Here is a 26040-nt window from a genome sequence, read left to right as displayed (position 1 = left end):
CGGCACACTATCGCCCTCCCAAGCAAACGCTCGGTTTTATTCACTCACGCAGAAGCCGTATGACCCGCTCCCCGTTTCGCCGTCTTGTGTTTGGCACCCTGCGCCGACTGTTGTACCTCTGGGTTCGCTCCGAGACGATCAACCAGTCGTCGTTCACCCTCAACCTCGACCGCAGTCGTCCGGTGTTCTACGTCCTGCAAAACCCTTCGCTGACCGACCTCGCCGTGGTCGACACCGAGTGCAGCAAGGCCGGCCTGCCACGCCCGGTGCTGCCGGTATCGGTGGGCAACCTGCTGGAACCCGCCGCATTCTTCTACCTGACGCCGGACCCGGACTGGCTCGGCCGACAGGACAAGCGCGGTGCACCGCCGACGTTGACCCGCCTGGTCAGCGCCCTGAGCCAGAACGCCGCCGAAGATGCGCAGATCATCCCGGTCAGCGTGTTCTGGGGCCAGTCGCCGGACAGCGAAAACAGCCCGTGGAAACTCCTGTTCGCCGACAGCTGGGCCGTTACCGGGCGCCTGCGTCGCTTGCTGAGCATCATCGTGCTGGGACGCAAGACCCGCGTGCAGTTCTCCGCGCCGATCCACCTGCGTGAACTGATCGAGCACGACAAGGGCCACGAGCGCACCGTGCGCATGGCCCAGCGCATCCTGCGTGTGCATTTCCGCAACCTGAAGGCCGCAGTGATCGGCCCGGACATTTCCCACCGCCGCAACCTGGTCAAAGGCCTGCTCAACCAGCCACAGGTCAAACAAGCGATCCTCGACGAAGCCGAACGCGAGAACATCTCGCCGGAGAAAGCCAAAGCTCAAGCGCTACGCTACGGCAACGAAATCGCCTCGGACTACACCTATACTGCGATCCGTTTCATGGAAGTGGTGCTGAGCTGGTTCTGGAACAAGATCTACGACGGCATCAGGGTCAACCACATCGAAGGCGTGCAGGAGGTCGCCCAGGGTCACGAAGTGATCTACGTGCCGTGCCACCGCAGTCACATCGACTACCTGCTGCTCTCCTATCTGCTATTCCGCAACGGCCTGACCCCGCCGCACATCGCCGCCGGCATCAACCTGAACATGCCGGTGATCGGCGGCCTGCTGCGTCGCGGCGGTGCCTTTTTCATGCGCCGCACGTTCAAGGGCAATCCGCTGTACACCTCGGTGTTCAACGAATACCTGCACACCCTGTTCACCAAGGGCTTCCCGGTGGAGTACTTCGTCGAGGGCGGCCGTTCGCGCACCGGGCGCATGCTGCAACCGAAGACAGGGATGCTGGCGATCACCCTACGCAGTTTCCTGCGTTCGTCGCGCATGCCCATCGTCTTCGTGCCGGTATACATCGGCTACGAGCGCGTGCTGGAAGGCCGGACCTACCTCGGCGAGTTGCGCGGTGCGGCCAAGAAAAAAGAATCGATCTTCGATATTTTCAAAGTCATCGGCGCATTAAAACAGCGCTTCGGCCAGGTGGCGGTGAACTTCGGCGAGCCGATCAAGCTGGCTGAGTTCCTCGACGGCGAACAGCCGGACTGGCGCCAACAGGACCTCGGCCCGCAGTTCAGACCCGCCTGGCTCAACGAAACCACCAACCGCCTCGGCGAGAAAGTCGCCCGGCACTTGAACGAAGCGGCGGCGATCAACCCGGTCAACCTGGTGGCACTGGCGTTGCTGTCCACCAGCCGCCTGGCCCTGGACGACCGCGCCATGGCACGAGTGCTCGACCTGTATCTGGCACTGTTGCGCAAGGTCCCGTACTCGCCACACACCACCCTGCCGGACGGCGATGGTCGCGCCCTGATCGAGCACGTGAAGGACATGGACCTGCTGTCCGAGCAGAGCGATGCCCTGGGCAAGATTCTCTATCTGGACGAGCAGAACGCCGTCCTGATGACCTACTACCGCAATAACGTGCTGCACATCTTCGCCTTGCCGGCGCTGCTGGCGAGCTTCTTCCAGAGTGCATCGCGCATGAGCCGCGAACAGATCCTGCGCTACACCCGCGCGTTGTATCCCTACCTGCAAGCGGAGCTGTTCATTCGCTGGTCGCTGGACGAACTGGATGCGGTGATCGACCAGTGGCTGGAGGCGTTCGTCGAGCAAGGACTGCTGCGTTTCGAGAACAATGTGTACCTGCGCCCGGCACCCAGCTCCCGGCATTTCGTGTTGCTGACGCTGCTGTCGAAAAGCATCGCGCAAACCCTGCAGCGCTTCTACATGACCGTGTCCCTGCTGCTCAACAGCGGGCAGAACAGCATCAGCGCCGAAGAACTGGAAGACCTGTGCACGGTCATGGCCCAGCGCCTGTCGATCCTGCACGGCCTGAACGCCCCGGAATTCTTCGACAAGAGCCTGTTCCGCCACTTCATCCAGACCATGCTCGACCTCGACGTGCTCAAGCGCGATGGAGCGGGCAAGCTGAGCTATCACGAACTGCTCGGTGAACTGGCCGAAGGCGCGGCCAAACGGGTGTTGCCGGCGGAGATTCGCTTGTCGATCCGTCAGGTGGCGTTGCATCGCAGTGAAGATGCGGCAGAGCAGAACACTAAAATCCTCCAGTAGCACTGCAAATTCGCCCTCTCAGGACTTGACAGTTCAATATCCCTGGCGGAGGGCGAAGGAATAGTCACTCATTGCTTCTTTCCTTAGAAACCACCGAAACTTGAGAACACACTTCAACAACACAACCCCTCCTTAAAAATGACAATTCCTACATAAATAAATTTGTTCATCGCCTATCTTTATTGAGCGCCCACAGAGGGTGCTCAATCTTAAATAAGGACATTGAAAAATGAGCAAGACTGACAATATTTATGTATACGGAGAAGTGCATCTTAAAGAAGACCAAATCTTCGCCAATACCGCACTCAAAGTCGTACTGGTTAACCTGAACACCCAAGGCGTCTTGGAAAAACAGATCATCGCACTTGCTCCGACAGAGGCTGAGCAGACCGTGAAGTTCAAAATTCACTTTGATCCACTGCAAGTAAATCACGCTGAGAAGTACGGTATCTATGCTGAAATCAACTCTCTCAGCTCTGTAACTCATACCGCCCGCCAACATTATCCGGTTGACTTGAGTCAAACAACTCCTTCCGTGAGTATTTTCATGAATTACAACCCGAGAGAGCTCGCCTAAACTCCTATCAAGGAAAAACACTTGCGATTGCCGGCCCAACAGGTGGTACTGCATCACAGTGAAGATGTGGCGGAGTTGGTAAGCCGCCCTGACCCCTCGTGTATTTGGTCGAAGCAAGGATGCTTCTGCTATATCGAGCATACTCTTCGTCTTATATCGCAGGAATTGTCCTACATAGAAATCGCGATATCGGCTTTATGGTTAGCACTCGTCAATACCGACGACTAATTGATAAGGAAATCAAAATGAACGGCCAAAAAGAAATTACAGGCAACGTAACTTATCTCGAAAAGATTGGGCTGCCACTTGGCTCGACTCTTCATGTCCGCCTGCTGGATGTCAGCCTGCAAGAGGTCGCCGCTAAGGAACTGGCCGTACAGATCACTCCCAATGCAGAAAATGTCGGGCTGAACTTCAACCTGATATACAAGCTTGCCGATGTCCTGCCCGGCCATACCTATGCAATCAACGCGAGCATCACCCACGAAGACCGTCTGCTCTTCACCACCACTCAACAACACCAGGTAGAACTGGGTGTCGAATATGTAAAGGAGCAGGAAGTGCTGGTCAGCCGCACCTGAGTACGCCCCGAGGTAAGTTGGGCGATATCCCTGGCACCATATTGCAACATGTTACCAGGGCTATCGCCGGCAAAATCCGCTAAATTGTCGTTGGCGCCGGTTTTCTTCAGGCGCCAACGACAAGGATCCGCTTCATGAAAAAACTCTCTCTCCTCGGGCTTACGGTTTTGCTCGGCGCCTGCCAATCCATGCAACCTGCCCCGAAAGCCAGCCTCGACGGCGAAGTCTTTTACCTGCAACACAGCGCCCTGCCGCCCACCGCCACCCTGAGCGTAATCTTGCAGGACGTGTCCCTGGCCGACGCACCGGCCATTGTCCTCGACGAACAGAAAGGTCAGGTCAAAGGCCAGGTGCCACTGCCGTTTTATCTGAGTTACGATCCGGCGCAGATCAAACCAGGCCATCGCTACTCGGTCAGCGCGCGCATCGAAGTCGACGGCAAGCTGATGTTCATCACCACCGAAAACCATGCCGTGCAGCTTGATGGCAAAGACCCGCAACCGCTGAAAATCCGCGTCGACGCCGTTCGCTAATTCTCTTTTTTGAACAAGGAAGCTGCCATGCTCCGCCCTACCCTTCGCTTCGCCGGCCTATGCGCAGGCTTGATGATCTCTGCCAGCGCTCTGGCGCTGTCGCTCAGCGATCTGTCGCAAAAAGACGCCACCGGTGGTCTCAAGGACGCCCTAACCCAAGGTGCGCAACTGGCCGTGAAACAGCTCGGCACTCCCGGGGGCTTCAGCAACAACCCCGAAGTAAAAATCGAACTGCCGGGCAAACTGGGCAAAGTCGCCAGCAAGATGAAACAGTTCGGCATGGGGGATCAGGTCGATGAACTGGAAGCCAGCATGAACAAGGCGGCCGAAACCGCCGTGACCCAGGCCCAGCCCATCCTCGTCGATGCCGTGAAGAAAATGACCGTTGAAGACGCCAAGGGCATCCTCAGCGGCGGCAACGAGTCGGCCACCCAATACCTGAACAAGACCAGCCGCGAACAGATCCGCGCCAAGTTCCTGCCCATCGTCAAGCAAGCCACCGACAAGGTTGGCCTGGCCCAACAGTACAACTCGTTCGCCGGGCAAGCGGCGACCATGGGCGTAGTGGATGCGAAGAATGCCAACGTCGAAAACTACGTCACCGAGCAGGCCTTGAATGGCTTGTTCGAAATGATCGGCAAACAGGAAGAAACCATCCGCCAGAACCCGGCGGCTGCGGCGACCAGTTTGGCGAAGAAGGTGTTTGGAACGCTCTAGGCCACGCGCAATCCTTGTAGGAGCGAGCTTGCTCGCGACGAGGTCGTGTCAGTCGGCATCGATGCTGGCTGATATTGCGCAATCGCGAGCAAGCTCGCTCCTACAAGGAATCAGGTTGCCGAGACCGGTCGTAGAAAGAATACCCACTCGCGCCCCATCTTGCGTTTCTCGAACAACTTCAACGCGACCAGCCCATTTAGCATGGCTGACGCTGTGTTGTAAGAACAACCCAGATTCTCCTTCACATTGACCGCCGTGAACTCCTTGGCCATTCCGCTCCTGGCCACTTGAAACAACGCCCGCTGTTTCTCGGTGAGCTGGTCGAGAAAACCACTTTCACGCAACCAGCAATCAAATTGCTGCGCATCGTCCAGACTTTTCCGATACGCCTCGGTAAAACTGCCCACAGCCCGCAATACCACCGAACACTGGAAATCGATGAAGTACGTCAGATCCAGGTCATCCGCCTCGGTATTCAGATACGACCGCCCGTACTTCAACGGCGCATTGCGCAACAAAACACTGATGGCGATGTAGCGAAACGCCGAGTAATCATTTTTGAACATGAACCAGTAAAACAACGCGCGCGCTACCCGACCGTTGCCATCGCGAAAAGGATGCTCGTAACCCAAGACAAAATGCAGCGCGATGGCTTTGATCAATGGATGAAGGTAGTTCGCTTGATGAGGGTTGTTGTGGGGTTGGTTGATCCACTTGGCCAGCACCTGCAAACGTGACACCAGCCCTGTTGCAGGCAGTGGCGAATGCACGGTATTGCCCTCGCCATCCTGGACTACGACGTCATCGTTGGTCCTGAATGCGCCAGGCGAGTACTGAGAATCGTCGATCCCCTCGACACCAACCCGATGCATGGCTGCAATCAGGTCAACGCTCAGTGGCTCGTAACGCTGCTCCCAGGCGAAGTTCATCATCTTGAAGTTACCGATGACCATTCGCTCATCAGGCGTGCGCGGTGAGCGATGGCGCTTGAGCATGTCCTTGGCCACCCGCGTCGTGGTAGCCGCACCTTCGAACTGGCTGCTGCTGATGGCCTCGTCTTCGATCAGATCATTGAGCAAATAGCTGAAATGAGCGCGCTCGCCAATCTGGCCGGTCATGTACTCCAGCACGGCGGTCGTCGCCTGACGATCCACTACGGAAATGGCTTTTTGCGCCTGCGGCGTCAGCATGAATTTCAGCCAGCACGCCGGTTCACCCAATGGCAAAAGGCTCGAATACTGTGCAGTCCGCGCTTTCTTGACCAAGGCCCAGCACAGGTTCGAATCCAGCCCAGGCGCCCAGCGGTAGCGCAATGAATCGAATGGCAGGTAACGCCCCTGATCGTCCAGGGGCTTGAGCAAAGCGAGGTATTGCGAAAGGCGTTCCTTGTGGGGCGATCGCAACAGCCGATCGAACACCGGATCGGACCGGCCCCTCAAGGTGGGTGGATTTTTCATGGCACTGTCTCAAACATGCGTGAAACCGGGCTCTGAGTACAACACCTGGGCTTTTTAGCCTCAATATCAGACGGGTCCGAGATCAATGTAGGAACAATGAATGCCCGCTGGCCGGTATAGGTTCAGCAGGCTTTTTCCTTTTGCTATTGCTGCGGATCCAGCTGATCGAGGACGCGATTCACTGATAGCTGCGCCAGGACAATCATCTGCTGAATGCCGAGTGCCAGATTGCAGGCTGGGCCGCTCAGGATGGACGACAGTTCGGTTGCCATCACATTCGCTGAGGCAAGGGTTTCGTAGGCATGGACAAGGAGGGTTTCGGAATTGACGTCTGGACGGATGGTGAAAATTGGGCAGGGGCGGAATGAAGTTCTCGTCTGTTTTTCGGATTCGGAGGCAGAGTAATCAGGACTGTCTTTGATCATTGCGAAGCTCCCAAAGTAGGCGCCTAACGACTATTCGCGGGCTTGCAGTCCCGGTCGCTGAATTGGCAGCGACGGTCGAAGGCTAGAGATCGTGCTTCCGACGGGCAAGCTGAAAGTCTTGTGGGAATGGTCTGAATTGTTGGCTTGGGCGATAAACATTGTTGACTGTAAGTCCGTCATCGCGAGCAGGCTCGCTCCCACAATTTGACCGAGTACATCCGGTAGAGACAGGTCGGCTGGCAGGCCGCCTTCGCTGGCAAGCCAGCTCCCACAATTTAACCGAGTACATCCGGTGGAGACAGGTCGGCTGGCAGGCCGCCTTCTCTGGCAAGCCAGCTCCTACAGGGATTGGGGGAATCTGCAGGAAATTGGTCGGCTGGCAGGCCTGGTTCTTCATGCGTACGCATTTCCCTGTAGGAGCTGTCGAGTGCAACGAGGCTGCGATCTTTTGGCTTTATTCCTGACAAACAAGATCAAAAGATCGCAGCCTTCGGCAGCTCCTACGGAGTGATACATCCGCGAAATCAGGTCGGCTGGCAGGCCGCCATCGCTGGCAAGTCGGATCGCCGCACCGCAGCTCCTACAGAAAAGCAAAGGCAGATCGGCGTACACCTCCGCTCTTCACCACTCAACAGGTCGAGCGTTAGCTCGCCTGCAGCTCTTGATCTTGATCCACCCGCCCCCTCGGCAGGCTGAGTGGAGGTGTTCATCCGGGGATGGGCGCGCAGCGCCGTTCGACGCAGTCGAACCCATTGCATGTAGGTCGAAGCGAAGCCGACCGGAGGGCAATGCCCCCGGATGAATACCGGAGCGAAGGAACACCGAGCCTTAGCGAGGGGCCGTACGTAAGGGGCGAGACCTTTGGTTCCTTTGGGGCGTTTGCCAAAGGGACTCGCCGTAAGGGCGAAACCACCAGCGGCCGTTACCGCAGGAATGGATATGTATTCAATCAACCAAGATTTTGGTCGGCCCGAAGGCCGCCAAGACCAAACCATCAAACCGACTCTTTGCGAACCCGAAACCAAGCTGCATAAAGGGCCGGCAAAAACAGCAGCGTCAACGCCGTGGCCACAATCAGTCCACCCATGATCGCCACCGCCATCGGCCCGAAAAACACACTGCGCGACAACGGAATCATCGCCAAAACGGCGGCCAGCGCCGTCAACACAATCGGCCGAAACCGCCTCACCGTCGCCTCGATAATCGCCTGCCAAGGCTTCAACCCCGCCGCAATATCCTGCTCGATCTGGTCCACCAGAATCACCGAGTTACGCATGATCATCCCCGACAACGCGATAGTTCCCAGCATGGCCACGAAACCGAACGGCTGGCGGAACACCAACAGAAACAGCGTCACCCCGATCAACCCCAGCGGCGCCGTCAGAAACACCATCGCCGTGCGCGAGAAACTGCGCAGTTGCAGCATCAGCAAGGTCAACACCACCACGATGAACAACGGCACGCCGGCCTTCACCGAATTCTGGCCACGCGCCGAATCTTCCACCGTGCCGCCGACATCCAGCAAGTACCCATCGGGCAGTTCGGCGCGGATCGGATCGAGGGTCGGCATGATCTGCTGCACCAGCGTCGCCGGTTGCTGCTTGTCATAGATGTCCGCGCGAACGGTCACGTTGGGCAAGCGATTGCGGTGCCAGATGACGCCCTCTTCGAAGCCGTACTCCAGAGTCGCAATCTGCGACAACGCGACGCTGCGACCGTTATCGGTCGGCACCGCCAGGCTCGGCAGCAACGACAGTTCAGTGCGCTCATGCAAGGTGCCGCGCAGCAGGATCTCGATCAACTCGTTGTCTTCGCGGTACTGGCTGACGCTGGAACCGGTCAGGGAGCTTTGCAGGAACCTGGACAGGTTCGCCGTGCTCACGCCCAGCGCCCGCGCGCGGTCCTGATCGATGTTCAGGTACACCACCTTGCTCGGCTCTTCCCAATCCAGGTGGACGTTGACCACATGCGGGTTCTCGCGAACCTTGGCCGCGACTTTGCGCGCCAGCGCCCGCACTTCCTCGATGTGCTCCCCTGTCACGCGGAACTGCACCGGGTAGCCAACCGGCGGACCGTTTTCCAGGCGCGTAACCCGCGAGCGCAAGGCCGGGAATTGCTCATTGAGGGCGGAGATCAACCAGATACGCAGGGTTTCTCGTTCCTCGATGGTTTTCGCCAGGACGACAAACTGGGCGAAGCTCGCCGCCGGCAGTTGCTGATCCAGCGGCAGGTAGAAACGCGGCGAACCGGTGCCGACGTAGGCCACGTAATTGTCGATCCCGGCCTTGTCCTTGAGCAGCGCCTCGAGGCGCTTGACCTCGTCAGCGGTGTTGCTCAGCGAAGCGCCTTCGGCCAGTTTCAGATCAACCATCAACTCCAGGCGACCCGATGCCGGGAAGAACTGCTGCGGCACAAACTTGAACAGCACGATGGAAGCGATGAACAACAGCACGGTCGCCGCGATCACGGTTTTGCGCCAGCGCACGCACCATTCCACCAGACGCCGGACGCGCTGGTAAAACGGCGTGGCATACGGATCCGGCTGGCCGGCACCGTGTTTGGCGGCGTGAATCTTCGCCAGGTCCGGCAGGAGTTTTTCCCCGAGGTACGGCACGAAAACCACCGCGGCCACCCAGGACGCCAACAGCGCGATGGTGACCACCTCGAAGATCGAGCGGGTGTATTCACCCGTGCCCGATTGCGCCGTGGCAATCGGCAGGAAGCCGGCCGCGGTGATCAGCGTACCGGTGAGCATAGGGAATGCGGTACTGGTCCAGGCATAACTCGCCGCTTTGACCCGGTCGAAACCCTGCTCCATTTTGATCGCCATCATTTCCACGGCGATGATCGCGTCGTCCACCAGCAACCCCAAGGCCAGTACCAGCGCGCCGAGGGAGATCTTGTGCAGGCCGATGCCAAGGTAATACATGCACGCGAACGTCATCGCCAGCACCAGCGGAATCGCCAGCGCTACCACCATGCCGGTGCGCACGCCCAGGGAGAAGAAGCTCACCAGCAACACAATGGCCAGCGCCTCGACCAGCACTTGCACGAACTCGCCGACACCGGTTTTTACCGCCGCCGGTTGGTCGGAGACTTTGCGCAACTCCATACCGGCCGGGAGGTTTTTCTGGATGCGGGCGAACTCGACTTCCAGCGCCTTGCCCAGCACCAGAATGTCACCGCCATCCTTCATCGCCACCGCCAGGCCGATGGCGTCCTGTGCCATGAAGCGCATGCGCGGCGCCGGAGGATCGTTGAAACCACGGCGCACGTCCGCCACGTCGGAGATGCGGAAGGTGCGATCACCGACGCGGATCGGGAAGTTCTTGATCTCGTCGACCGTCTGAAAATTCCCCGTCACCCGTAGTTGCAATCGCTCGCTGCTGGTTTCGAAGAAACCTGCCGTCGACACCGCGTTCTGTTCTTCCAGGGCTTGCTGGACGGCCGCCAGCGGCAAGCCGAGGGTGGCGAGCTTGACGTTGGAGAGTTCGATCCAGACTTTCTCGTCCTGCAACCCCAACAGTTCGACCTTGCCCACATCCTTGACCCGTTGCAGCTGGATCTGGATGCGGTCGGCGTAATCCTTGAGCACGGCGTAGTCGAAGCCCTCGCCGGTCAGGGCGTAGATATTGCCGAACGTGGTGCCGAATTCATCGTTGAAAAACGGCCCCTGAATCCCCGGCGGCAGGGTATGACGGATGTCGCTGATCTTCTTGCGCACCTGATACCAGAGCTCCGGGATCTCCACCGAATGCATGGAGTCGCGAGCGATGAAGGTGACCTGGGATTCGCCCGGACGGGAGAACGACACAATGCGCTCGTACTCGCCGGTTTCCATCAGCTTCTTTTCGATGCGCTCGGTGACCTGGCGCGAGACTTCCTCGGCGGTCGCTCCCGGCCAGTTGGTGCGAATCACCATGGCCTTGAAGGTGAACGGCGGGTCTTCACTCTGGCCGAGCTTGGTGTAGGACAGTGCGCCGACGATGGCCAGCAACAGCATCAGGAACAGGACGATCTGGCGATTACGCAGCGCCCATTCGGAAACGTTGAAGCGCATCGGGGCTTACTCCTTGTTCGCCAGATTGACCATACGATTGGAGCGATCCACCGGGCGTACCTGCTGCCCTTCCAGAAGCACATGAACACCGGCGGCCACGACCCAGTCGCTGGCGTTGAGACCCTCAAACACCGGTACGGTTTTCTCGCCGAAGGCACCGACCCGCACCGGGGCTTTTTTCAAAGTATTGTTGGCGCTGACGACCCAGACATAGGTCACGCCGTTTTCCGCCGTCAGCGCAGACAGCGGAACGGACAGTGGAACCACATCGGCGGCCTGCACGAACACCCGGGCGCTCTGGCCCAGTTCGACAGGCACTGTGCCGGTGTTGAAGGCGATACGCGCCGCGAAGGTACGCGACTTGGGGTCGGCTGCCGGCGACAGCTCACGGATGCGCCCGGCAAAACGCTGGTCGGGCTGAGTCCAGAGTTCCACCGACACCGGCTCACCGACCTTGAAGCGACCGAAATTCTGCTCCGGCAGGCTGATCAAGACTTCGCGCTCGCCATCGGTGGCCAGGGTGAACACCGTTTGCCCGGCGGCCACGACTTGCCCGACTTCCACCAGACGCTTGGCCACGACACCGTCCTGCGGCGCACGCAACACGGCGTAGCTGGCCTGGTTATTGGAGACGTTGAATTCGGCTTTGATTTGCTTGAGGCGCGCTTCGCCGGAACGGTAGAGGTTTTCGGCGTTGTCGTACTGCGAGCGGCTGACCAGTTGGCGCTCCATCAGGGTCTTGTAGCGATCACGCTCGGAACGCACCAGGTTCAGGTTGGCCTCGGCGGCGGCGACCTGGGCCCGGGTAGCCTCCAGTTGCAGCCGCACGTCCTGAGGGTCGAGCTCCGCCAATGGCTGATCGGCCTTGACCCGCTGCCCCTCTTCAACCAGTCGTCGGCTGACTTTACCGCCAATACGGAACGCCAGGTCCGGCTCATAACGCGCGCGAACTTCACCGGGATAGCTTTCCATGGACTGCGCCGAAGGCTCTGGCTGGACCACCATGGCCGGGCGCACGCTGGCTGTCGGTGCCTCTTCGTGACCACACGCAGACAATAAAAAAGCCAGGGTGACTGGCAACGCGAGGGGCAAGGCATAGCGGAACATGGTAAAGGACCTTTCGCTAATGGTGCTTTGAATAATTATACTGAGCAGTATGTTATTAATAGCAAACTCACCAGTCCAGTAATAAAAACGAATATGCCAAACAATCTTTCAGCACCCAGTGGCCCAGGCAGACCCAAGGATTTGGTCAAGCGCCAGGCGATTCTCGATGCGGCCAAAGTGCTGTTTCTGAGTAAGGGTTATGCCAATACCAGCATGGATGCCGTCGCAGCCGAGGCCGGTGTGTCGAAGCTGACGGTCTACAGCCACTTCAACGACAAGGAGACGCTGTTCTCCGCCGCCGTGATGGCCAAGTGCGAGGAGCAGTTGCCGACGTTGTTCTTCGAACTGCCGCAAGGGGTTGCGGTGGAAACCGTGCTGCTGAACATCGCACGCGGATTTCATCAACTGATCAACAGTGACGAATCGTTGAACCTGCACCGTTTGATCATGGCCTTGGGCAGTCAGGACCCAAAACTCTCACTGATCTTCTTCGAGGCCGGGCCTCAGCGCATGCTGCACGGTATGGAACGCTTGTTGAGCAAGGTCAACGAAAGCGGCGTATTGCGCATCGACAAACCGCGCAATGCAGCAGAACACTTCTTCTGCCTGCTCAAGGGCGCAGCGAATTTCCGGCTGCTCTTCGGCTGTGGCGAGCCGTTGGACGACGAGGCCGCCGAGAGTCACGTGCAGGAAGTGGTGGGGTTGTTTATGCGGGCTTATCGGCCCTGATTCGAATAGAAAAAGTGTTGCATGCAAAGAGATCGCAGCCTGCGGCAGCGCCTACAGAAGACCGCATTCCTCTGTAGGAGCTGCCGCAGGCTGCGATCTTTTCAGGGCTTAAGCGCCTTCTTCGGATAGATGTCATACCGACTGGACTTGCCATCGAGCGCATGGCTCGGCTTCGGCCCGTCGATGCACGGTGCCTTGCGCGGGCGCTTGACCACCACCCGGTGGCTGGCCAGGGCCAAGGCAGCTTCGAGCAATGCCGGCGCATCCGGGTCATCGCCCACCAATGGCCGGAACAGGCGCATTTCCTTCTTCACCAGCGCAGTTTTCTCACGATGCGGGAACATCGGGTCGAGATAGATCACCTGCGGCGGCTCGCCTTCCCAGTTGCGCATCACCTCGATCGAGTTGCCCTTGAGCAAGCGCATGCGCGCCACGATCGGCGCCACATCGAAATCTTCCGCGCCACGGGCCAGGCCGTCTTCCAGCAAGGCGCCAATCAGCGGCTGACGCTCGATCAGGCTCATCTCGCAACCGAGACTGGCCAGCACGAACGCGTCTTTACCCAGCCCCGCCGTGGCATCCAGCACCCGCGGACGCACACCCTGGGCAACGCCAACAGCCTTGGCGATCATCTGCCCGCTGCCGCCGCCGTACAACCGGCGATGGGCCGCACCGCCCTCGACGAAGTCCACCCGCACCGGCCCCGGTGCATCCGGCCCCAGCTGTTGCAGCTGCAAACCCTGGTCGCCCACCTGCAAGGCAAATTCACCGTCCGCCACTTGCATCGGCAAGCCCAGGCGCTCGGCCCATTGCTCGGCTTGTGGCTCGAAAGCCGCGTCCAGGGCCTGGACATGGATGCGGCAGGCCGCAGGTTGATCAATCATCGGAAAACACGCTCAAAAAATTAATGATCGGCAAAAACGGCCGATAACAAAACTATCGAGCATTTTGCCAGAGCTGAGCGTCGACCGAGAGAAATGTCAGACATTCAACCCACAATCACAGGTTTTATCTCCCCCTACGGCGATTACAGCCTGCGAAATACCCAGGCACTGAGCGGCGTCAGCCACATCTGGCAGGATTTCTTTGCCCGGGCGCTGGCTGAACAGTCGGGTGCAGTGCTGCCGCAATCGCTGAACTTTCCACCGGTCGATCTCCAAAGCCCTGTCGAGCCGACCGTCGGCAGCGAGCTGCTGGAGCACATCGTGGCCCAGCGCGAATGCGAGGTGAAAGACAATGTAATCCGCCCGCCCGAGCCACTGTTCCTGCCGATTGCCGAATTCGAAATGGACCTGGCCGACAAGCCGTTCCCACCGTTCCCGATGGATGAAATCGTCGCCCAGCAAAAACAGCAGGACTTCGAAAGCGGCTGGGTTCGCCCGATCGTGCTCAAAGCCGGCCAGCCGGTATACGAAGCAGGCCCTGCCCCACAACCGCGTCCGCTGCACCTGCCTATTGCCGAATTCGAACTCGACCTTCTCGACAAGCCGTTCCCGCCGTTCTCGCCGCAAGAACGGCTGGAGCAGCAGAAACAACTCGATTTCGATAATGGCTGGGCCCGCCCGATTATCTTGCAGAACCTGCGTATCGCCGCCTGACCCTCAGCCTTTGAAGAATTGATTGGCCTTCTGATACGGCATCGACCGGGAGGTGAAACCGAACGTGCCTGACGTCTGGATCTCTTCGGCGGCGCGAAAGAATTCGCCATAGGCCGCCAGTGCGAGCGCCGAACCGACGCTGATGCGTTTGACGCCCATCTCACCCAACTGCGCGACCGTCAGCTTCAAGCCCCCCGACATCAACACATTCACCGGTTTCGGCGCCACGGCGCGCACCACCGCCAACACATCCTCGGCGCTGCGCAGGCCCGGCGCGTAGAGCACGTCGGCACCGGCCTCGGCAAATGCCTGCAAGCGGCGGATGGTGTCGGCCAGATCGGGATTGCCGTGCAGGAAGTTTTCCGCCCGGGCGGTCAATGTGAAGGAGAACGGCAGACTGCGAGCGGCAGCCACAGCGGCCTCTATGCGCGCCACGGCATGTTCGAAACAGTAGATCGGGCCCTCTTCGCGACCGGTGGCATCTTCGATCGAACCACCGACGGCGCCGGCCTCTGCCGCGCGCAAGATGCTTTTCGCGCAGTCGGCCGGGTTGTCGGCAAAGCCGTTTTCCAGGTCCACCGCAACCGGCAGGTCGGTGGCGGTGACAATCGCCTGAACGTTCAACAGGGTATCGTCGAGGGTCAATCCACCGTCGGCACGTCCTTGGGAAAAGGCATAACCGGCACTGGTGGTCGCCAGCGCCTCGAAGCCGAGGCTGGCGAGCATTTTCGCCGAGCCGGCATCCCACGGATTGGGAATCACAAAAGCCCCGGGGCGTTCATGAAGGGTTTTGAACGCCTGGGCTCGAAGGGTTTGCGCATCCATTGGGCAGGCTCCTGAAGAGGGGAAAGAATCCGCCTCAGAGCAGGCCAAGTTGCTCGATGGCGGGTTCTCTGTATAGCTCAGGCAGCGCCGGCAAGCCAGGCAAACGCAGCATCAGCCTGGCGTGAAAGCGCTGCGCCAGCTTCGCGGCCAGTAAATTGTCGGCGGTGTGCAGGAAGATGTACGGCGTGCGACCTTCTTCGATCCACACCGCGATTTTTTCGACCCACGGCTCCAGGAACGTATCGTTGGCCTCAAGCGTCGGATGGCCGATAAAACGCACCTGCGGGCATTGCGTAAATGCCGCCGGACGCGGTGGCACACGGGGTTTCTTCGATTGTGCGTGGAGCACCGAAGGTTCGGTCGAGGTGCAACTGAACAGCGCACGGGGATCGAGACAGATGCGTTCGACGCCACGATCCAGCAACAGACGATTGAGCATTCGCTCGCTGTCACCCTTGGCGAAAAACTCGTCATGCCGCACTTCCACGGCCAGCGGCCGCTGCAGGGCATCGATAAATCCGGCCAGTTCGGGCAATCGTTGGGGCGTGAAGCTTTTCGACAGCTGCAACCACAGTGGCGACACCCGCTCACCGAGAGGGCTGAGCAATTGCACGAAGGTTTCGGCGGCGGTCAGCTGCTCGCGCAGGTCTCCACCGTGGCTGATCTCGCCGGGAAACTTGGCGGTGAAACGAAAATGTTCGGGCATGGTATCGGCCCAACGCTGCACGGTGCTGGCAGCCGGGCTCGCGTAGAAAGTCGTGTTGCCTTCTACGGCATTGAATACCTGGGAATAGAGATCAAGAAAATTGGCGGGTTTGGCGTCCGGCGGATACAGGTAATCGCGCCAGGCGTTCTCGCTCCAGGATGGGCAACCGAGGTAATACGGCAGCAACATCAGATGTACAGGTCGAGACCCAGCACATCCGTATCCCAATCGACAAAACCGGCGGTGCTCAGGTAGCTGGCCAGGGCTGTCGCCACGCTTTTGCTCATGACACGGTGGTAAATCAGGTCTTGCTGACGGGCGGGGAGATTGCTCAGTTTTTGCGCAGAGGCTTTGGCAGCGCGGGCAGCCAATTGCTCTTCAGTCGGAAATTCCAGCTCGCCTTCGATATCAATGGCGTCGTCCTCCAGCACGCGGCCTTGGCGAGGTTTGCGCTTGATGGGGTAGGACTGAGAGGAGGCGCCGTCTATACGCATGCGTGCATACTCGGAATCAGTGATGGCAGTTTAGTGGCGCATTTCCCACATCGCAAACCGCCGAGTGATAACTAGAACACATAAAAGGCAAAAGGTTTAAAAGCCGGGGTTAGAAAATGACGATTGGCCGATGGGTGAATTATTTTGTGGCGAGGGAGCTTGCTCCCGTTCGGCGGCGAAGCCGTCGCAAAACCTGACGGCGAGTTGCGCCTGATGAAATTGGGGGCCGCTTCGCAGCCCAGCGGGAGCAAGCTCCCTCGCCACAGAAACTCCCTCACCTCAGAGGTCGTACAGATTACCGCGCCTTAGGCGTCGCCACCTTGTCACGCAGATAAACCGGCTGCGCCTCGTCTGCCACAATCGCCTCGCCGCGCTCCCAGGCAAATCGCGCCAGGGTCAGCAGATCCTCAGCATGGGGCAACATGCCTGCATCCTGCCCGCTCAGGCTGACAGCGATACGCTCGGCATATCCCCAACCAGTGCCCGCGCCGAACCATTCGCCGCTGGCATCGGCCGGCAATGCAGCGGACTCCGGCGGCAATACCGCTTCCGCCCCCACCAGGCGCATCTCCCCGGCCGTTTCGCGGTAGCAGCCCCAATACACTTCATCCATGCGCGCATCGATGGCGGCGGCGACCTGAGTGGCGCCGTGTTCGCGCAGCGCACGTTGCGCCAGCACGGCCAGGTTCGACACCGGCAACACCGGGCGATCCAGGGCAAACGCCAAGCCTTGCACCACGCCGATGGCGATGCGTACGCCCGTGAAGGCGCCCGGGCCACGACCGAACGCAATGGCGTCGACCGCTTGTAGCGTGGTGCCCGCATCGGCCAGTAACTGCTGGATCATCGGCAACAACTTCTGCGCGTGCAGGCGCGGGATCACCTCGTAATGGCTCGTGACCTTGCCGTCATGCAGCAAGGCAACGGAGCAAGCTTCAGTCGCGGTGTCCAGGGCCAGCAAGGTGCTCATCGATGTTTCCGTAAAAGAGGTCAGAAAAAAGTGCGTCAGTATAAACAACTACGGCCCGCAAGCGGGCCGTGGATGATGCAGCGGATCAGGTTTTTCAGCTCAGGGCTGCAAGCACCTTGGCGGTGATCGCTTCAACCGAACCGACGCCTTCGATGTGGCTGTACTGCGGCTTGCCATTGGCAGCCGCCAGCTTCTGGTAGAAATCCACCAGCGGCTTGGTCTGGGAGTGGTAGACCGACAGGCGATGACGCACGGTTTCTTCGGTGTCGTCCTTGCGCTGTACCAGCTCTTCACCAGTGACGTCGTCTTTGCCAGCTACTTTCGGCGGGTTGTAGACGATGTGGTACACGCGGCCGCTGGCCTCGTGAACACGGCGACCGGCGATACGCTGGACGATTTCTTCGTCTTCGACGGCGATTTCAACCACTGCATCCAGCTCGACGCCGGCCGTCACCAGGGCTTCAGCCTGGGGAATGGTGCGCGGGAAGCCGTCGAACAGGAAACCGTTGGCGCAGTCGGACTGGGCGATGCGGTCCTTGACCAGTGCGATGATCAGGTCATCGGACACCAGGCCACCGGCATCCATGATGCTTTTAGCCTTGATGCCCAACTCGGTGCCGGCCTTGACCGCTGCACGCAGCATGTCGCCGGTGGAGATTTGTGGAATGCCGAATTTTTCGGTGATGAACTTAGCCTGAGTACCTTTACCGGCCCCGGGAGCTCCCAGCAGAATGACGCGCATCGATGTGCTCCTCAATTTTTTATATGGATAACGTCAGATTCGCCTCGTGGGGCCAATCTCAAAAATAGGGTCGTGACCGCCCAAACGGCCAAAGGCTGCTCAAGATACACAGCAGGGTGCGCCCACACAAGACGCCAAAAGTCGGAGAAACCGCTCCCTCTTGCGACCATTGCGCGCGGTTTGCCAAGTCGCAACCCCATCATTAACTGTCGCCTGACAGCACTTTTCAACCCGTCATACGGCGGCATCCGGCTCACCTGCCGGATGCCTGACCCCACGGCAAAAATCTTAGCCGGTGTTACGCAAACCGGCGGCAATCCCCGCCACAGACACCAGCAAGGCCTGTTCTACCGGGCTGCCCTGCGCCACGTCCTGCACTCTTGAACGGGCCAACAACTCGGCCTGCAATAGATGAAGCGGGTCGAGGTAGGTGTTGCGCAAGCGGATGAACTCAAGGGTCGCCGGGCTATGTGCCAGCAGCTGCGACTGCCCGGTCAGGCCGAGAACGATGGTGCATGCCTGCGACAATAGGTCGCGTAAATGCGCACCCAATGGCAACAGATTCGGCTCCACCAGACGCTCATCGTAAGACTGCGCAATGTCGGCATCGGCCTTGGCCAGGACCATTTCCAGCATATCGATGCGGGTGCGGAAGAACGGCCACTGCTCACGCATCTGCCCCAGCAGTTCGCCTTCGCCGCGCTCCAGGGCCTTGCTCAGGGCCGCTTCCCAACCCAGCCAGGCCGGCAGCATCAGGCGCGTTTGGGTCCAGCCGAAAATCCACGGAATCGCCCGCAGGCTTTCGATCCCCCCGGCTCGACGCTTGGCCGGACGGCTGCCCAGCGGCAAACGACCGAGCTCCTGTTCCGGCGTGGACTGGCGGAAATACTCCACGAACTGCGGATTTTCCCGCACCACGGCGCGGTAAGCGCTGACACCGTCTGCGGCCAGTTCGTCCATCAGATGGCGCCACTCGGGCGTAGGTGGCGGCGGCGGCAGCAAGGTCGCCTCGAGCACGGCGGCCAGGTACAGGTTGAGGTTCTGTTCGGCGATGTCCGGCAGGCCGAATTTGAATCGAATCATTTCGCCCTGTTCAGTGGTGCGGAAGCGCCCCGCCACCGAACCCGGAGGCTGCGACAGGATCGCCGCATGGGCCGGGCCGCCGCCTCGCCCCACGGTACCGCCGCGACCGTGGAACAACAGCAGTTCCACTTGCTGCGCACGACAGATGTCCACCAAACGCTCCTGTGCCCGGTACTGCGCCCAGGCCGCCGCCGTGGTGCCGGCGTCCTTGGCCGAGTCGGAGTAGCCGATCATCACTTCCTGCGGCCCTTGCAGGCGCGCGCGATAGCCCGGCAACAGCAGCAGCTTTTCGATCACCGGGCCGGCATTGTCGAGGTCGGCGAGGGTTTCAAACAGCGGCACCACGCGCATCGGCCGCAACACGCCGGACTCTTTGAGCAACAACTGCACGGCGAGTACATCGGAAGCCGCACCAGCCATGGAAATCACATAGGAACCGAGGGATGCCTCAGGCGCAGCGGCGATTTCCCGGCAGGTCGCCAGCACCTCGGCGGTGTCTGCCGAAGGCTTGAAGTACGCCGGCAACAAGGGACGACGATTGCTCAATTCGCGCATCAGAAAGGCGATGCGCTCTTCCTCGCTCCAGTCCTCGTAGCTTCCCAGTCCAAGGTAGTCGGTGATTTCGGTCATCGCCGCGGTGTGCCGCGACGAGTCCTGGCGCACATCCAGACGAACAAGGAACAGACCGAACGTCACTGCCCGACGCAGGCAATCGAGCAACGGCCCGTCGGCGATCACGCCCATGCCGCACTCGTGCAAAGAGTGGTAGCAAAGCTCCAGCGGATCGAGCAGTTCGCGGTTGTTTTGCAGCACATCGGCCGGTGCCGGCGTTGGCGTCGACAAGGCGGCATGTGCCCAGTTGCGCGTCGCCCGCAGGCGTTCGCGCAGCTGTTTGAGCACGGCCCGGTAAGGTTCGGCGCTGTCACCGGCCTTGGCCCTCAATTCATCGTTGGCCTGCTGCATCGACAGTTCAGCGGCGAGGCGATCGACATCCCGTAGGTACAAATCGGCCGCCATCCAGCGCGCCAAGAGTAAAACTTCACGAGTGACCGCAGCGGTCACGTTGGGGTTGCCGTCGCGGTCGCCGCCCATCCACGAGGCGAAACGAATCGGTGCCGCCTCCAGTGGCAAGCGCAAGCCGGTGGCAGTGTGCAGGGCCTGATCGGCCTTGCGCAGATAATTGGGAATGGCCTGCCACAGTGAATGCTCGATCACCGCGAAGCCCCACTTGGCTTCGTCCACCGGCGTCGGACGCGTGCGGCGAATTTCTTCGGTGTGCCAGGCTTCGGCGATCAGACGCTGTAAGGTGGTCTTGATCTGCTCGCGCTCGGCACTGGTCAGGTCACGGTGATCCTGAGCCGCCAGTTGCGCGGCGATGGCGTCGTACTTCTGGATCAGCGTGCGGCGTGCTACTTCGGTGGGATGCGCCGTGAGTACCAGCTCGATCTCCAGCCGGCCCAGTTGCCGAGCCAGCGCGTCGGCGCCATGCCCCTCGGCGCGCAGGCGCGCAAGCAACTCCGGCAACACCCGGGCTTCGAACGGCGCCTCCTGGGATTCCTCGCGGCGGTGAATCAACTGATATTGCTCGGCGATATTGGCCAGGTTGAGAAACTGGTTGAACGCCCGCGCCACCGGCAGCAACTCGTCTTCGGTCAACTGGTTGAGGCTGGCACTGAGTTCGGCGTCCATGGAGCCGCGCCGGTCAGCCTTGGCGCCCTTGCGGATCTGCTCGATCTTGTCGAGAAAACCATCGCCATATTGCTCACGAATGGTGTTGCCCAACAGCTCACCCAACAGGTGAACGTCCTCGCGCAAGCGTGCATCAATATCGGTCATCAGCAGGTCTCCAGCAAAAATCCGGGCGGCTAAGAACCTAAAGAGTGCCGCCCCAGACGGGTTCTTACAAGCAAGACGACGAAGGGACTTTAAACCTTGCCTGTTGAAGCTAGTCTGAAGATAAGCCGCACAATGGCTATCGCCGGCCAATGCCGGACACTCACCCTGCCTGCCACGAGCGGGAGCGCAATGAGGTCAATATGAAAATCCGCGAGCTTGCCCACCACTGGGAAGAAAACGCCAAGGGTCGCCTGACCGACACCGGCTACTCGATTCATCTGGACGTGGAGTCTGCCGCACGGCTGGCCGCGCTCGTCGAGATGTACCCCAAGCGGCATCCCGAAGAACTGCTCGGCGACCTGATCGGTGCCGCGCTGGAAGAGCTGGAAAGAAGCTTCCCGTATGTCAAAGGTTCGACCGTGGTCGCCACCGATGAAGAAGGCGATCCGCTGTACGAAGACATCGGGCCGACCCCGCGCTTTCTGGCGCTGTCCCGTCGGCATTTGCATGATTTGTCGATGCCTGACGACAAACAGAAACACTGATTTTCCACAGTACCTGTGGGAGCGAGCCTGCTCGCGAAGGCGCTCTGTCAGCTGGAATGAATGTTGACTGACACGACGCTTTCGCGAGCAGGCTCGCTCCCACATTGACCTGTATTCCCCTTCAAAAGCCACGCCTCATCGGGCCGACCAAAGGCCTGGAAACACGGCTGCGCCTGGCGCAAATCCCCGTCCTGAAGCCCGACCGACTCGATCATGACTTTTTCAATAGCCGGCTAAATTCTCTGAACTTTCAAAAAAAGCCTCGGGTCAACCCAAGTAACCACGCCTGGGACGAGCGTTTCAAAACACCCCTCAATTGATGGTTTCAGCGCCTTGCCCAGGGTGGACTTCGACGTTTTTCAGGAATTGGCCCAATGGAGTTGAAGACCATGAAAACCCGAACCGGAACCCCCTCATTTACCTGTTCGCAAAGCCTGAAACTGGCGGCGTTGGCCCTGGGCAGCTGCCTGGTCCTGGCCGGCTGCGCCGGTAACCCGCCGACCGAGCAGTACGCAGTCACCCAATCGGCCGTCAACGATGCCGTGAGCGCCGGCGGCACCGAGTTCGCCGCCGTGGAAATGAAGTCGGCCCAGGACAAGCTCAAGCAAGCCGAAATCGCCATGCACGACAAGAAATACGACCAGGCCCGGATGCTCGCTGAACAGGCCGAATGGGACGCTCGCGTGGCCGAGCGCAAGGCCCAGGCGATGAAGGCCGAACAATCAGTGAAGGACGCGCAGAAAGGCGTCCAGGAATTGCGTCAGGAAGGCCAGCGCAGCGTTCAGTAAGCGGCGCGGCCCCCCCGCATTTCCACTCGACTAAAAGGACGAAATCATGAAACCTGATCAATTGATGATCCCTGCCCTGCTGGCTGTCACCGTAGCCCTGACAGCCTGCTCCACACCACCCAACGCCAACCTCGAACAGGCCCGCAGCAACTACACCGGCCTGCAAACCGATCCGCAAGCGGCCAAGGTTGCGGCCCTGGAAACCAAGGAGGCCAGTGATTACCTGGACATGGCCGATAAGGCCTACATGGACAAGGAGGACGCGGCCAAGGTCGACCAGCTTGCCTATTTGACCAATCAACGCGTCGAAGTGGCCAAGCAGACCATCGCCCTGCGCACCGCCGAGGCCAGTCTGAAAGATGCCTCGGCGCAACGGGCTCAGGCCCGCCTCGACGCCCGTGATCAGCAGATCAAACAGTTGAAGGACAGCCTCAACGCCAGGCAGACCGATCGCGGGACGCTGGTGACCTTCGGGGATGTGCTGTTCGCCACCGACAAGGCCGAGCTGAAAGCCAACGGCCTGGCGAACATCAATAAACTGGCGCAGTACCTCCAGGAAAACCCCGAGCGCAAAGTGATTGTCGAGGGCTATACCGACAGCACCGGTACAGCGTCACACAATCAGTCGCTGTCGGAGCGTCGCGCGGGTTCCGTACGTGCTGCACTGGTGAAGATGGGCGTTGATCCGGCGCGTATCGTCACCCAGGGTTACGGCAAGGAGTACCCCGTGGCAGATAACAGCAGCACCTCGGGCCGGGCGATGAACCGTCGGGTGGAGGTGACCATTTCCAATGACAGTCAGCCGGTGATGCCGCGTTCGGCGGTGAGTTCATACACCCAATAATCAGCCACAACACAAAAACCTGTGGGAGCGAGCTGTGGCGAGGGGGCTTGTCGGAACGCCGCACCGCCCCGTTGGGCTGCGAAGCAGCCCCAAAATTTCGATGTATCGAAGACCTTGTGAGTGCTGCGCACTCGAACGGGGGCAAGCCCCCTCGCCACAGCTCGCTCCCACATTGGTTCTGTGTTGCCTGCGAAAAATTGAGTTACGGCTCCAGCTTCTGCGGCGTTTCCTGCCCCATGCAGCGCACGGCTTTTTTCTTGCTGTCGACCAGCACGCCGGTCAGGCCTTTCTGTTCCATGTCGAACAGCACCAGCACGCCATCGATGCACTGCGCGACTTGCGCGGCCGGTTCCAGAGAGACTTTGTAGTCTTCGCCCGGAATGGTCTTGAGCATGGTGAATTCGTTGAGCAGCAACGCATCCTCGGGCTTGGCGAAGTGCAGGTAGCCGTACCACCACAGGGCGCCGACGGTGCCGAGGATGCTGCAGATACCGGTGATGATCAGCGGGATGGCGTTACGTTCTTCACTCATTGCGGACTCTCTGGTGGTTCATCTTCGGAATTCGGGGGTGCCGGGTAATTGGGGATTTCACCCAGGCGGCGCAGGCCGTTGAAATGCTGCGGGTCATCGAGATAACGCAGCATGACTTTACGCCAGACCGGGTTGGCGAACGTCTGCACATGACCGCCACGGGTCAGTTGCAGCACCCGCGGCGGCGGCGCAGCTTGATACAACCGGATGCCGTTGGAAAGAGGCACGATCGGATCGTCGATGCTGTGGTAGAGCAGTTTCGGCACATCCTTGAGTTGCGCCATGGAGTTGATCGCGCTGTCACCATCCGGCACCAGCCAGGACAACGGCACCTGGAACGTCCAGAACACCCATGAATTGCTCAACGCATACTGACCGACGCTGCGGTAACTGGCGGGTACGCCATCGAGGACGATGGCCTTGAGTTGTTTCTGCCGTTGCGGGTGCTGCACCAGGTAATGCACGGCCATCGAGCCACCAAGGCTCTGGCCGAGCAGGATCAACGGCTTGCCCTTGACCTCCGGCGCCTTGTCCAGCCAGGCGAATGCGGCGTCGATATCCTGATACATCGCCGGCAGGCTTGGCTCACCTTCGGACAAGCCATATCCGCGATAGTCCACAAGCAACACCTGGTAACCATTTTTCGGCAACCAAAAGCTCCCGCCGAGGTGCATGGGCAGGTTTCCGCCGTTGCCGTGCAGGTGCAACACCGTGCCTTTGACCTCGACACCCATCTTCACCGGCAGCCACCAGGCGTTCAGCTTGAGGCCATCGGCGGTGTTCAAGGTGACCGTGCGGTATTCGAGCCCGGCCTTTTCCGGAGTGAACAACTGGCCGGGTTCGGGGTAGAACAGCAGCGAACTGCAGCCGTTCAAGACCAGGAGAAGACAGAGGATGCCGAGGGTTCTCATCCGGTGAAACCTCGCGATGGAAGGAAGGATTTTCGGTGAAGCTCCAATTGCCAAGATCGCAGCCTTCGGCAGCTCCTACAGGGGATCAGTGTAGGAGCTGCCGAAGGCTGCGATCTTTTGACAGCATCACAGGATGTTCGAGTAATCCGCCTCGATCCGGTCCAGGCTCAGGTGGTTGAGGAAGTTGGAGAAGCACATCCACGCCGACAGCGCGTTCATGTCGCGGAACTGTTCCGGCAGGTACTTGGGCGGCACTACCATGCCTTCGTCCACCAACTGGCGCAAAGTGCGCATGTCTTCCAGCGTGGTCTTGCCGCAGAACAACAGCGGTATCTGCTCCAGCTTGCCTTTGCGCACGGCCAGTTGAATGTAGTTGTAAATCATGATGAAGCCCTTGAGGTAGGACAAGTCTTTGGTAAATGGCAGACCTGTCGGCACCGAGCCACGGAAAACGCGACTGGCGTTGCTATAGCTCTCGGGCATCTCGAAACCTTGCTCGCGGAAGAACTCGAACACCTGCAGGAAGTCCGCGCCCTCCTCCACCATGTGAATCGCACGGGTGCGGTTGGTGAGTTTGCGCAGGCGACTCGGGTACGAGGCGAAGGTGATGATTTCCATCAGAATCGCCAGGCCTTCCTGGGTGACCGTCGACGAGGGCGGGCCTTTGGCGAGGAAGGTGCAGATCGGCTGGTTCAGGCCGTTGAGCGTAGTGCCGACATGCACCAGCCCTTCGTGGACTTCCAGGGCGCGCACATCGCGGTCGTTGAACATCGCGTCGGCGCGGATCTTGATGTAGTCGGCACCCGCCGCCGCATCGGCGACGATGCCGTCCGACTCGAACACCCGAATGGTATCCTCGGCTTCGCCGAACACTTTGTTCAAGCGGTGTTGCAGCAGGCTGACGGCCTCCTTGGCGGTCAATGTCTTCGGTTCATCCTTGAGGTCACCACGACCGTCGATGTTGTTCAGGTATTCGGACAGCATCATGCCCAGGTCGGACAGCGTCGGGTCGCCGGCGTGGAACGCGTCGGACGCTGCGCCGTACAACTCCTGGGAAATCAGGCCGAAATCCTCGGTGCCACGCGCTTCGAGCATACGCACCACCATGCGGTATTCCTTGCACATGCGCCGCATGATCTGGCCGACCGGGTTGAACTGACCGAGCTGGCGGGTAATGTCGCGCTCGATGTTCTGGAACTCCAGCTTCACGTTGCTCGAATCGAACGCCAGCGGCCGGTTGAGGTAGTAGTCGCGATCCACCGCCGGCATTTCCTTGCCATCGGCCTTGAGGAAGCCCTTGCGAATGTTGTCGTCCCATTTGACCGCATCGAGGACGCGGATCGGCGTCTGCGCCACCACAATACGATCGGACAAAATGCGTATCGACTGTTGGTAATCGTCCACCCGAAACTCCTGTAGAAA

Annotated in this window: 24 protein-coding genes; 10 read left to right on the top strand and 14 right to left on the bottom strand. The window is 59.8% G+C overall.

Annotation, left to right across the window (positions count from 1 at the left end; translation table 11 throughout):
• The first annotated feature begins 59 nt into the window (after positions 1 to 59).
• From plsB to KW849_RS15295, 5 genes are all read left to right on the top strand, one after another.
• Positions 60 to 2558, top strand: a complete 2499-nt coding sequence (gene plsB, locus KW849_RS15315; RefSeq protein ID WP_218430179.1) for a glycerol-3-phosphate 1-O-acyltransferase PlsB — start codon at positions 60 to 62, stop codon at positions 2556 to 2558.
• A gap of 229 nt (positions 2559 to 2787) precedes the next feature.
• Entirely contained in the window at positions 2788 to 3135 is a 348-nt protein-coding gene (locus KW849_RS15310; RefSeq protein WP_218430177.1) for a YbaY family lipoprotein, read from the top strand.
• A gap of 245 nt (positions 3136 to 3380) precedes the next feature.
• On the top strand, positions 3381 to 3716 hold the full coding sequence (locus KW849_RS15305; RefSeq protein WP_218430175.1) for a YbaY family lipoprotein: 336 nt from the start codon (positions 3381 to 3383) through the stop codon (positions 3714 to 3716).
• 134 nt (positions 3717 to 3850) lie between these two features.
• Positions 3851 to 4249 carry a YbaY family lipoprotein gene (locus KW849_RS15300; protein ID WP_218430173.1) on the top strand — a complete coding sequence of 133 codons (399 nt, stop codon included), beginning with the start codon at positions 3851 to 3853 and terminating at the stop codon, positions 4247 to 4249.
• A gap of 27 nt (positions 4250 to 4276) precedes the next feature.
• Positions 4277 to 4966, top strand: coding sequence for a DUF4197 domain-containing protein (locus KW849_RS15295; protein ID WP_218430171.1), 690 nt, complete (start codon positions 4277 to 4279; stop codon positions 4964 to 4966).
• A gap of 110 nt (positions 4967 to 5076) precedes the next feature.
• Here the strand turns inward: KW849_RS15295 and KW849_RS15290 are convergent, their stop codons facing one another.
• From KW849_RS15290 to KW849_RS15275, 4 genes are all read right to left on the bottom strand, one after another.
• Positions 5077 to 6423, bottom strand: a complete 1347-nt coding sequence (locus KW849_RS15290) for a Fic family protein (RefSeq protein WP_218430169.1) — start codon at positions 6421 to 6423, stop codon at positions 5077 to 5079.
• A 143-nt stretch (positions 6424 to 6566) separates the two neighbouring features.
• The gene (locus KW849_RS15285; RefSeq protein WP_218430167.1) at positions 6567 to 6848 is read right to left on the bottom strand and encodes a DUF6124 family protein; all 282 of its coding nucleotides are present in this window, start codon (positions 6846 to 6848) and stop codon (positions 6567 to 6569) included.
• A 994-nt stretch (positions 6849 to 7842) separates the two neighbouring features.
• Complete coding sequence (locus KW849_RS15280) at positions 7843 to 10908, bottom strand: efflux RND transporter permease subunit (RefSeq protein ID WP_218430164.1); 3066 nt, start codon at positions 10906 to 10908, stop codon at positions 7843 to 7845.
• 6 nt (positions 10909 to 10914) lie between these two features.
• On the bottom strand, positions 10915 to 12015 hold the full coding sequence (locus KW849_RS15275) for an efflux RND transporter periplasmic adaptor subunit (RefSeq protein ID WP_218430162.1): 1101 nt from the start codon (positions 12013 to 12015) through the stop codon (positions 10915 to 10917).
• Positions 12016 to 12108: 93 nt separating this feature from the next.
• Here KW849_RS15275 and KW849_RS15270 point away from each other — a divergent pair, with 93 nt between their 5' ends.
• A complete protein-coding gene (locus KW849_RS15270; RefSeq protein ID WP_218430160.1) occupies positions 12109 to 12744 on the top strand; it encodes a TetR/AcrR family transcriptional regulator in 636 nt (211 codons plus the stop codon).
• A gap of 101 nt (positions 12745 to 12845) precedes the next feature.
• On the opposite strand, the gene KW849_RS15265 is transcribed toward KW849_RS15270, so the two are convergent.
• A complete protein-coding gene (locus KW849_RS15265; protein ID WP_007995774.1) occupies positions 12846 to 13628 on the bottom strand; it encodes a class I SAM-dependent methyltransferase in 783 nt (260 codons plus the stop codon).
• Between the two features lie 93 nt (positions 13629 to 13721).
• Between KW849_RS15265 and KW849_RS15260 the strand changes: the two genes are divergently transcribed.
• Positions 13722 to 14342 carry an energy transducer TonB gene (locus tag KW849_RS15260; RefSeq protein ID WP_218430158.1) on the top strand — a complete coding sequence of 207 codons (621 nt, stop codon included), beginning with the start codon at positions 13722 to 13724 and terminating at the stop codon, positions 14340 to 14342.
• A 3-nt stretch (positions 14343 to 14345) separates the two neighbouring features.
• Here KW849_RS15260 and KW849_RS15255 read toward each other — a convergent pair whose 3' ends face one another.
• The 6 genes from KW849_RS15255 to ppc all read right to left on the bottom strand — a co-directional run bounded on the left by KW849_RS15255 (position 14346) and on the right by ppc (position 20998).
• On the bottom strand, positions 14346 to 15167 hold the full coding sequence (locus KW849_RS15255; RefSeq protein WP_218430156.1) for an isocitrate lyase/phosphoenolpyruvate mutase family protein: 822 nt from the start codon (positions 15165 to 15167) through the stop codon (positions 14346 to 14348).
• Between the two features lie 34 nt (positions 15168 to 15201).
• Positions 15202 to 16062 (bottom strand): DUF72 domain-containing protein, encoded by an 861-nt coding sequence (locus KW849_RS15250; protein WP_218430154.1) that lies wholly within the window; start codon positions 16060 to 16062, stop codon positions 15202 to 15204.
• Positions 16062 to 16367 carry a hypothetical protein gene (locus KW849_RS15245; protein WP_218430152.1) on the bottom strand — a complete coding sequence of 102 codons (306 nt, stop codon included), beginning with the start codon at positions 16365 to 16367 and terminating at the stop codon, positions 16062 to 16064. The genes KW849_RS15250 and KW849_RS15245 overlap by 1 nt, the downstream gene beginning before the upstream one ends.
• A 295-nt stretch (positions 16368 to 16662) precedes the next feature.
• Positions 16663 to 17337 carry a tRNA (adenosine(37)-N6)-threonylcarbamoyltransferase complex dimerization subunit type 1 TsaB gene (gene tsaB / locus KW849_RS15240; protein WP_218430150.1) on the bottom strand — a complete coding sequence of 225 codons (675 nt, stop codon included), beginning with the start codon at positions 17335 to 17337 and terminating at the stop codon, positions 16663 to 16665.
• A gap of 94 nt (positions 17338 to 17431) precedes the next feature.
• Positions 17432 to 18079, bottom strand: coding sequence for an adenylate kinase (gene adk, locus KW849_RS15235; protein ID WP_108216627.1), 648 nt, complete (start codon positions 18077 to 18079; stop codon positions 17432 to 17434).
• 288 nt (positions 18080 to 18367) lie between these two features.
• Positions 18368 to 20998 (bottom strand): phosphoenolpyruvate carboxylase, encoded by a 2631-nt coding sequence (gene ppc, locus KW849_RS15230; protein WP_218430149.1) that lies wholly within the window; start codon positions 20996 to 20998, stop codon positions 18368 to 18370.
• 200 nt (positions 20999 to 21198) lie between these two features.
• Between ppc and KW849_RS15225 the strand changes: the two genes are divergently transcribed.
• From KW849_RS15225 to KW849_RS15215, 3 genes are all read left to right on the top strand, one after another.
• Positions 21199 to 21543: a pilin assembly protein gene (locus KW849_RS15225; protein WP_104450704.1), complete on the top strand. Its 345-nt coding sequence runs from the start codon at positions 21199 to 21201 to the stop codon at positions 21541 to 21543.
• Between the two features lie 374 nt (positions 21544 to 21917).
• Positions 21918 to 22331: a DUF4398 domain-containing protein gene (locus KW849_RS15220; protein WP_218430147.1), complete on the top strand. Its 414-nt coding sequence runs from the start codon at positions 21918 to 21920 to the stop codon at positions 22329 to 22331.
• Between the two features lie 46 nt (positions 22332 to 22377).
• The gene (locus tag KW849_RS15215; protein ID WP_218430146.1) at positions 22378 to 23175 is read left to right on the top strand and encodes an OmpA family protein; all 798 of its coding nucleotides are present in this window, start codon (positions 22378 to 22380) and stop codon (positions 23173 to 23175) included.
• A gap of 202 nt (positions 23176 to 23377) precedes the next feature.
• On the opposite strand, the gene KW849_RS15210 is transcribed toward KW849_RS15215, so the two are convergent.
• The 3 genes from KW849_RS15210 to KW849_RS15200 form a co-directional block, all read right to left on the bottom strand.
• Positions 23378 to 23707, bottom strand: coding sequence for a hypothetical protein (locus KW849_RS15210; RefSeq protein WP_007975029.1), 330 nt, complete (start codon positions 23705 to 23707; stop codon positions 23378 to 23380).
• Positions 23704 to 24618 carry an alpha/beta hydrolase gene (locus tag KW849_RS15205; RefSeq protein ID WP_218430144.1) on the bottom strand — a complete coding sequence of 305 codons (915 nt, stop codon included), beginning with the start codon at positions 24616 to 24618 and terminating at the stop codon, positions 23704 to 23706. Before KW849_RS15205 ends, KW849_RS15210 begins: the two co-directional genes overlap by 4 nt.
• Positions 24619 to 24744: 126 nt before the next feature.
• Positions 24745 to 26022 carry a flavohemoglobin expression-modulating QEGLA motif protein gene (locus tag KW849_RS15200; protein ID WP_218430142.1) on the bottom strand — a complete coding sequence of 426 codons (1278 nt, stop codon included), beginning with the start codon at positions 26020 to 26022 and terminating at the stop codon, positions 24745 to 24747.
• Positions 26023 to 26040 lie beyond the last annotated feature (18 nt).

It is taken from the genome of Pseudomonas sp. PDM26, assembly GCF_019219185.1.
GTDB lineage: Bacteria > Pseudomonadota > Gammaproteobacteria > Pseudomonadales > Pseudomonadaceae > Aquipseudomonas.
The sequence above is the reverse complement of the archived record's forward strand: the minus strand, read 5'-3'. Positions and strand labels throughout refer to the sequence as shown.

Coding starts and splice junctions, on each gene's coding strand:
- plsB (WP_218430179.1), top strand. CDS start 60: ATGACCCGCTCCCCGTTTCGCCGTCTTGTGTTTGGCACCCTGCGCCGA.
- KW849_RS15215 (WP_218430146.1), top strand. CDS start 22,378: ATGAAACCTGATCAATTGATGATCCCTGCCCTGCTGGCTGTCACCGTA.
- KW849_RS15250 (WP_218430154.1), bottom strand. CDS start 16,062: ATGTTGCTGCCGTATTACCTCGGTTGCCCATCCTGGAGCGAGAACGCC.
- KW849_RS15225 (WP_104450704.1), top strand. CDS start 21,199: ATGAAAATCCGCGAGCTTGCCCACCACTGGGAAGAAAACGCCAAGGGT.
- KW849_RS15270 (WP_218430160.1), top strand. CDS start 12,109: ATGCCAAACAATCTTTCAGCACCCAGTGGCCCAGGCAGACCCAAGGAT.
- KW849_RS15255 (WP_218430156.1), bottom strand. CDS start 15,167: ATGGATGCGCAAACCCTTCGAGCCCAGGCGTTCAAAACCCTTCATGAA.
- KW849_RS15210 (WP_007975029.1), bottom strand. CDS start 23,707: ATGAGTGAAGAACGTAACGCCATCCCGCTGATCATCACCGGTATCTGC.
- adk (WP_108216627.1), bottom strand. CDS start 18,079: ATGCGCGTCATTCTGCTGGGAGCTCCCGGGGCCGGTAAAGGTACTCAG.
- KW849_RS15275 (WP_218430162.1), bottom strand. CDS start 12,015: ATGTTCCGCTATGCCTTGCCCCTCGCGTTGCCAGTCACCCTGGCTTTT.
- KW849_RS15220 (WP_218430147.1), top strand. CDS start 21,918: ATGGAGTTGAAGACCATGAAAACCCGAACCGGAACCCCCTCATTTACC.
- KW849_RS15280 (WP_218430164.1), bottom strand. CDS start 10,908: ATGCGCTTCAACGTTTCCGAATGGGCGCTGCGTAATCGCCAGATCGTC.
- tsaB (WP_218430150.1), bottom strand. CDS start 17,337: ATGAGCACCTTGCTGGCCCTGGACACCGCGACTGAAGCTTGCTCCGTT.
- KW849_RS15295 (WP_218430171.1), top strand. CDS start 4,277: ATGCTCCGCCCTACCCTTCGCTTCGCCGGCCTATGCGCAGGCTTGATG.
- KW849_RS15300 (WP_218430173.1), top strand. CDS start 3,851: ATGAAAAAACTCTCTCTCCTCGGGCTTACGGTTTTGCTCGGCGCCTGC.
- KW849_RS15290 (WP_218430169.1), bottom strand. CDS start 6,423: ATGAAAAATCCACCCACCTTGAGGGGCCGGTCCGATCCGGTGTTCGAT.
- KW849_RS15245 (WP_218430152.1), bottom strand. CDS start 16,367: ATGCGTATAGACGGCGCCTCCTCTCAGTCCTACCCCATCAAGCGCAAA.
- ppc (WP_218430149.1), bottom strand. CDS start 20,998: ATGACCGATATTGATGCACGCTTGCGCGAGGACGTTCACCTGTTGGGT.
- KW849_RS15310 (WP_218430177.1), top strand. CDS start 2,788: ATGAGCAAGACTGACAATATTTATGTATACGGAGAAGTGCATCTTAAA.
- KW849_RS15265 (WP_007995774.1), bottom strand. CDS start 13,628: ATGATTGATCAACCTGCGGCCTGCCGCATCCATGTCCAGGCCCTGGAC.
- KW849_RS15305 (WP_218430175.1), top strand. CDS start 3,381: ATGAACGGCCAAAAAGAAATTACAGGCAACGTAACTTATCTCGAAAAG.
- KW849_RS15285 (WP_218430167.1), bottom strand. CDS start 6,848: ATGATCAAAGACAGTCCTGATTACTCTGCCTCCGAATCCGAAAAACAG.
- KW849_RS15205 (WP_218430144.1), bottom strand. CDS start 24,618: ATGAGAACCCTCGGCATCCTCTGTCTTCTCCTGGTCTTGAACGGCTGC.
- KW849_RS15260 (WP_218430158.1), top strand. CDS start 13,722: ATGTCAGACATTCAACCCACAATCACAGGTTTTATCTCCCCCTACGGC.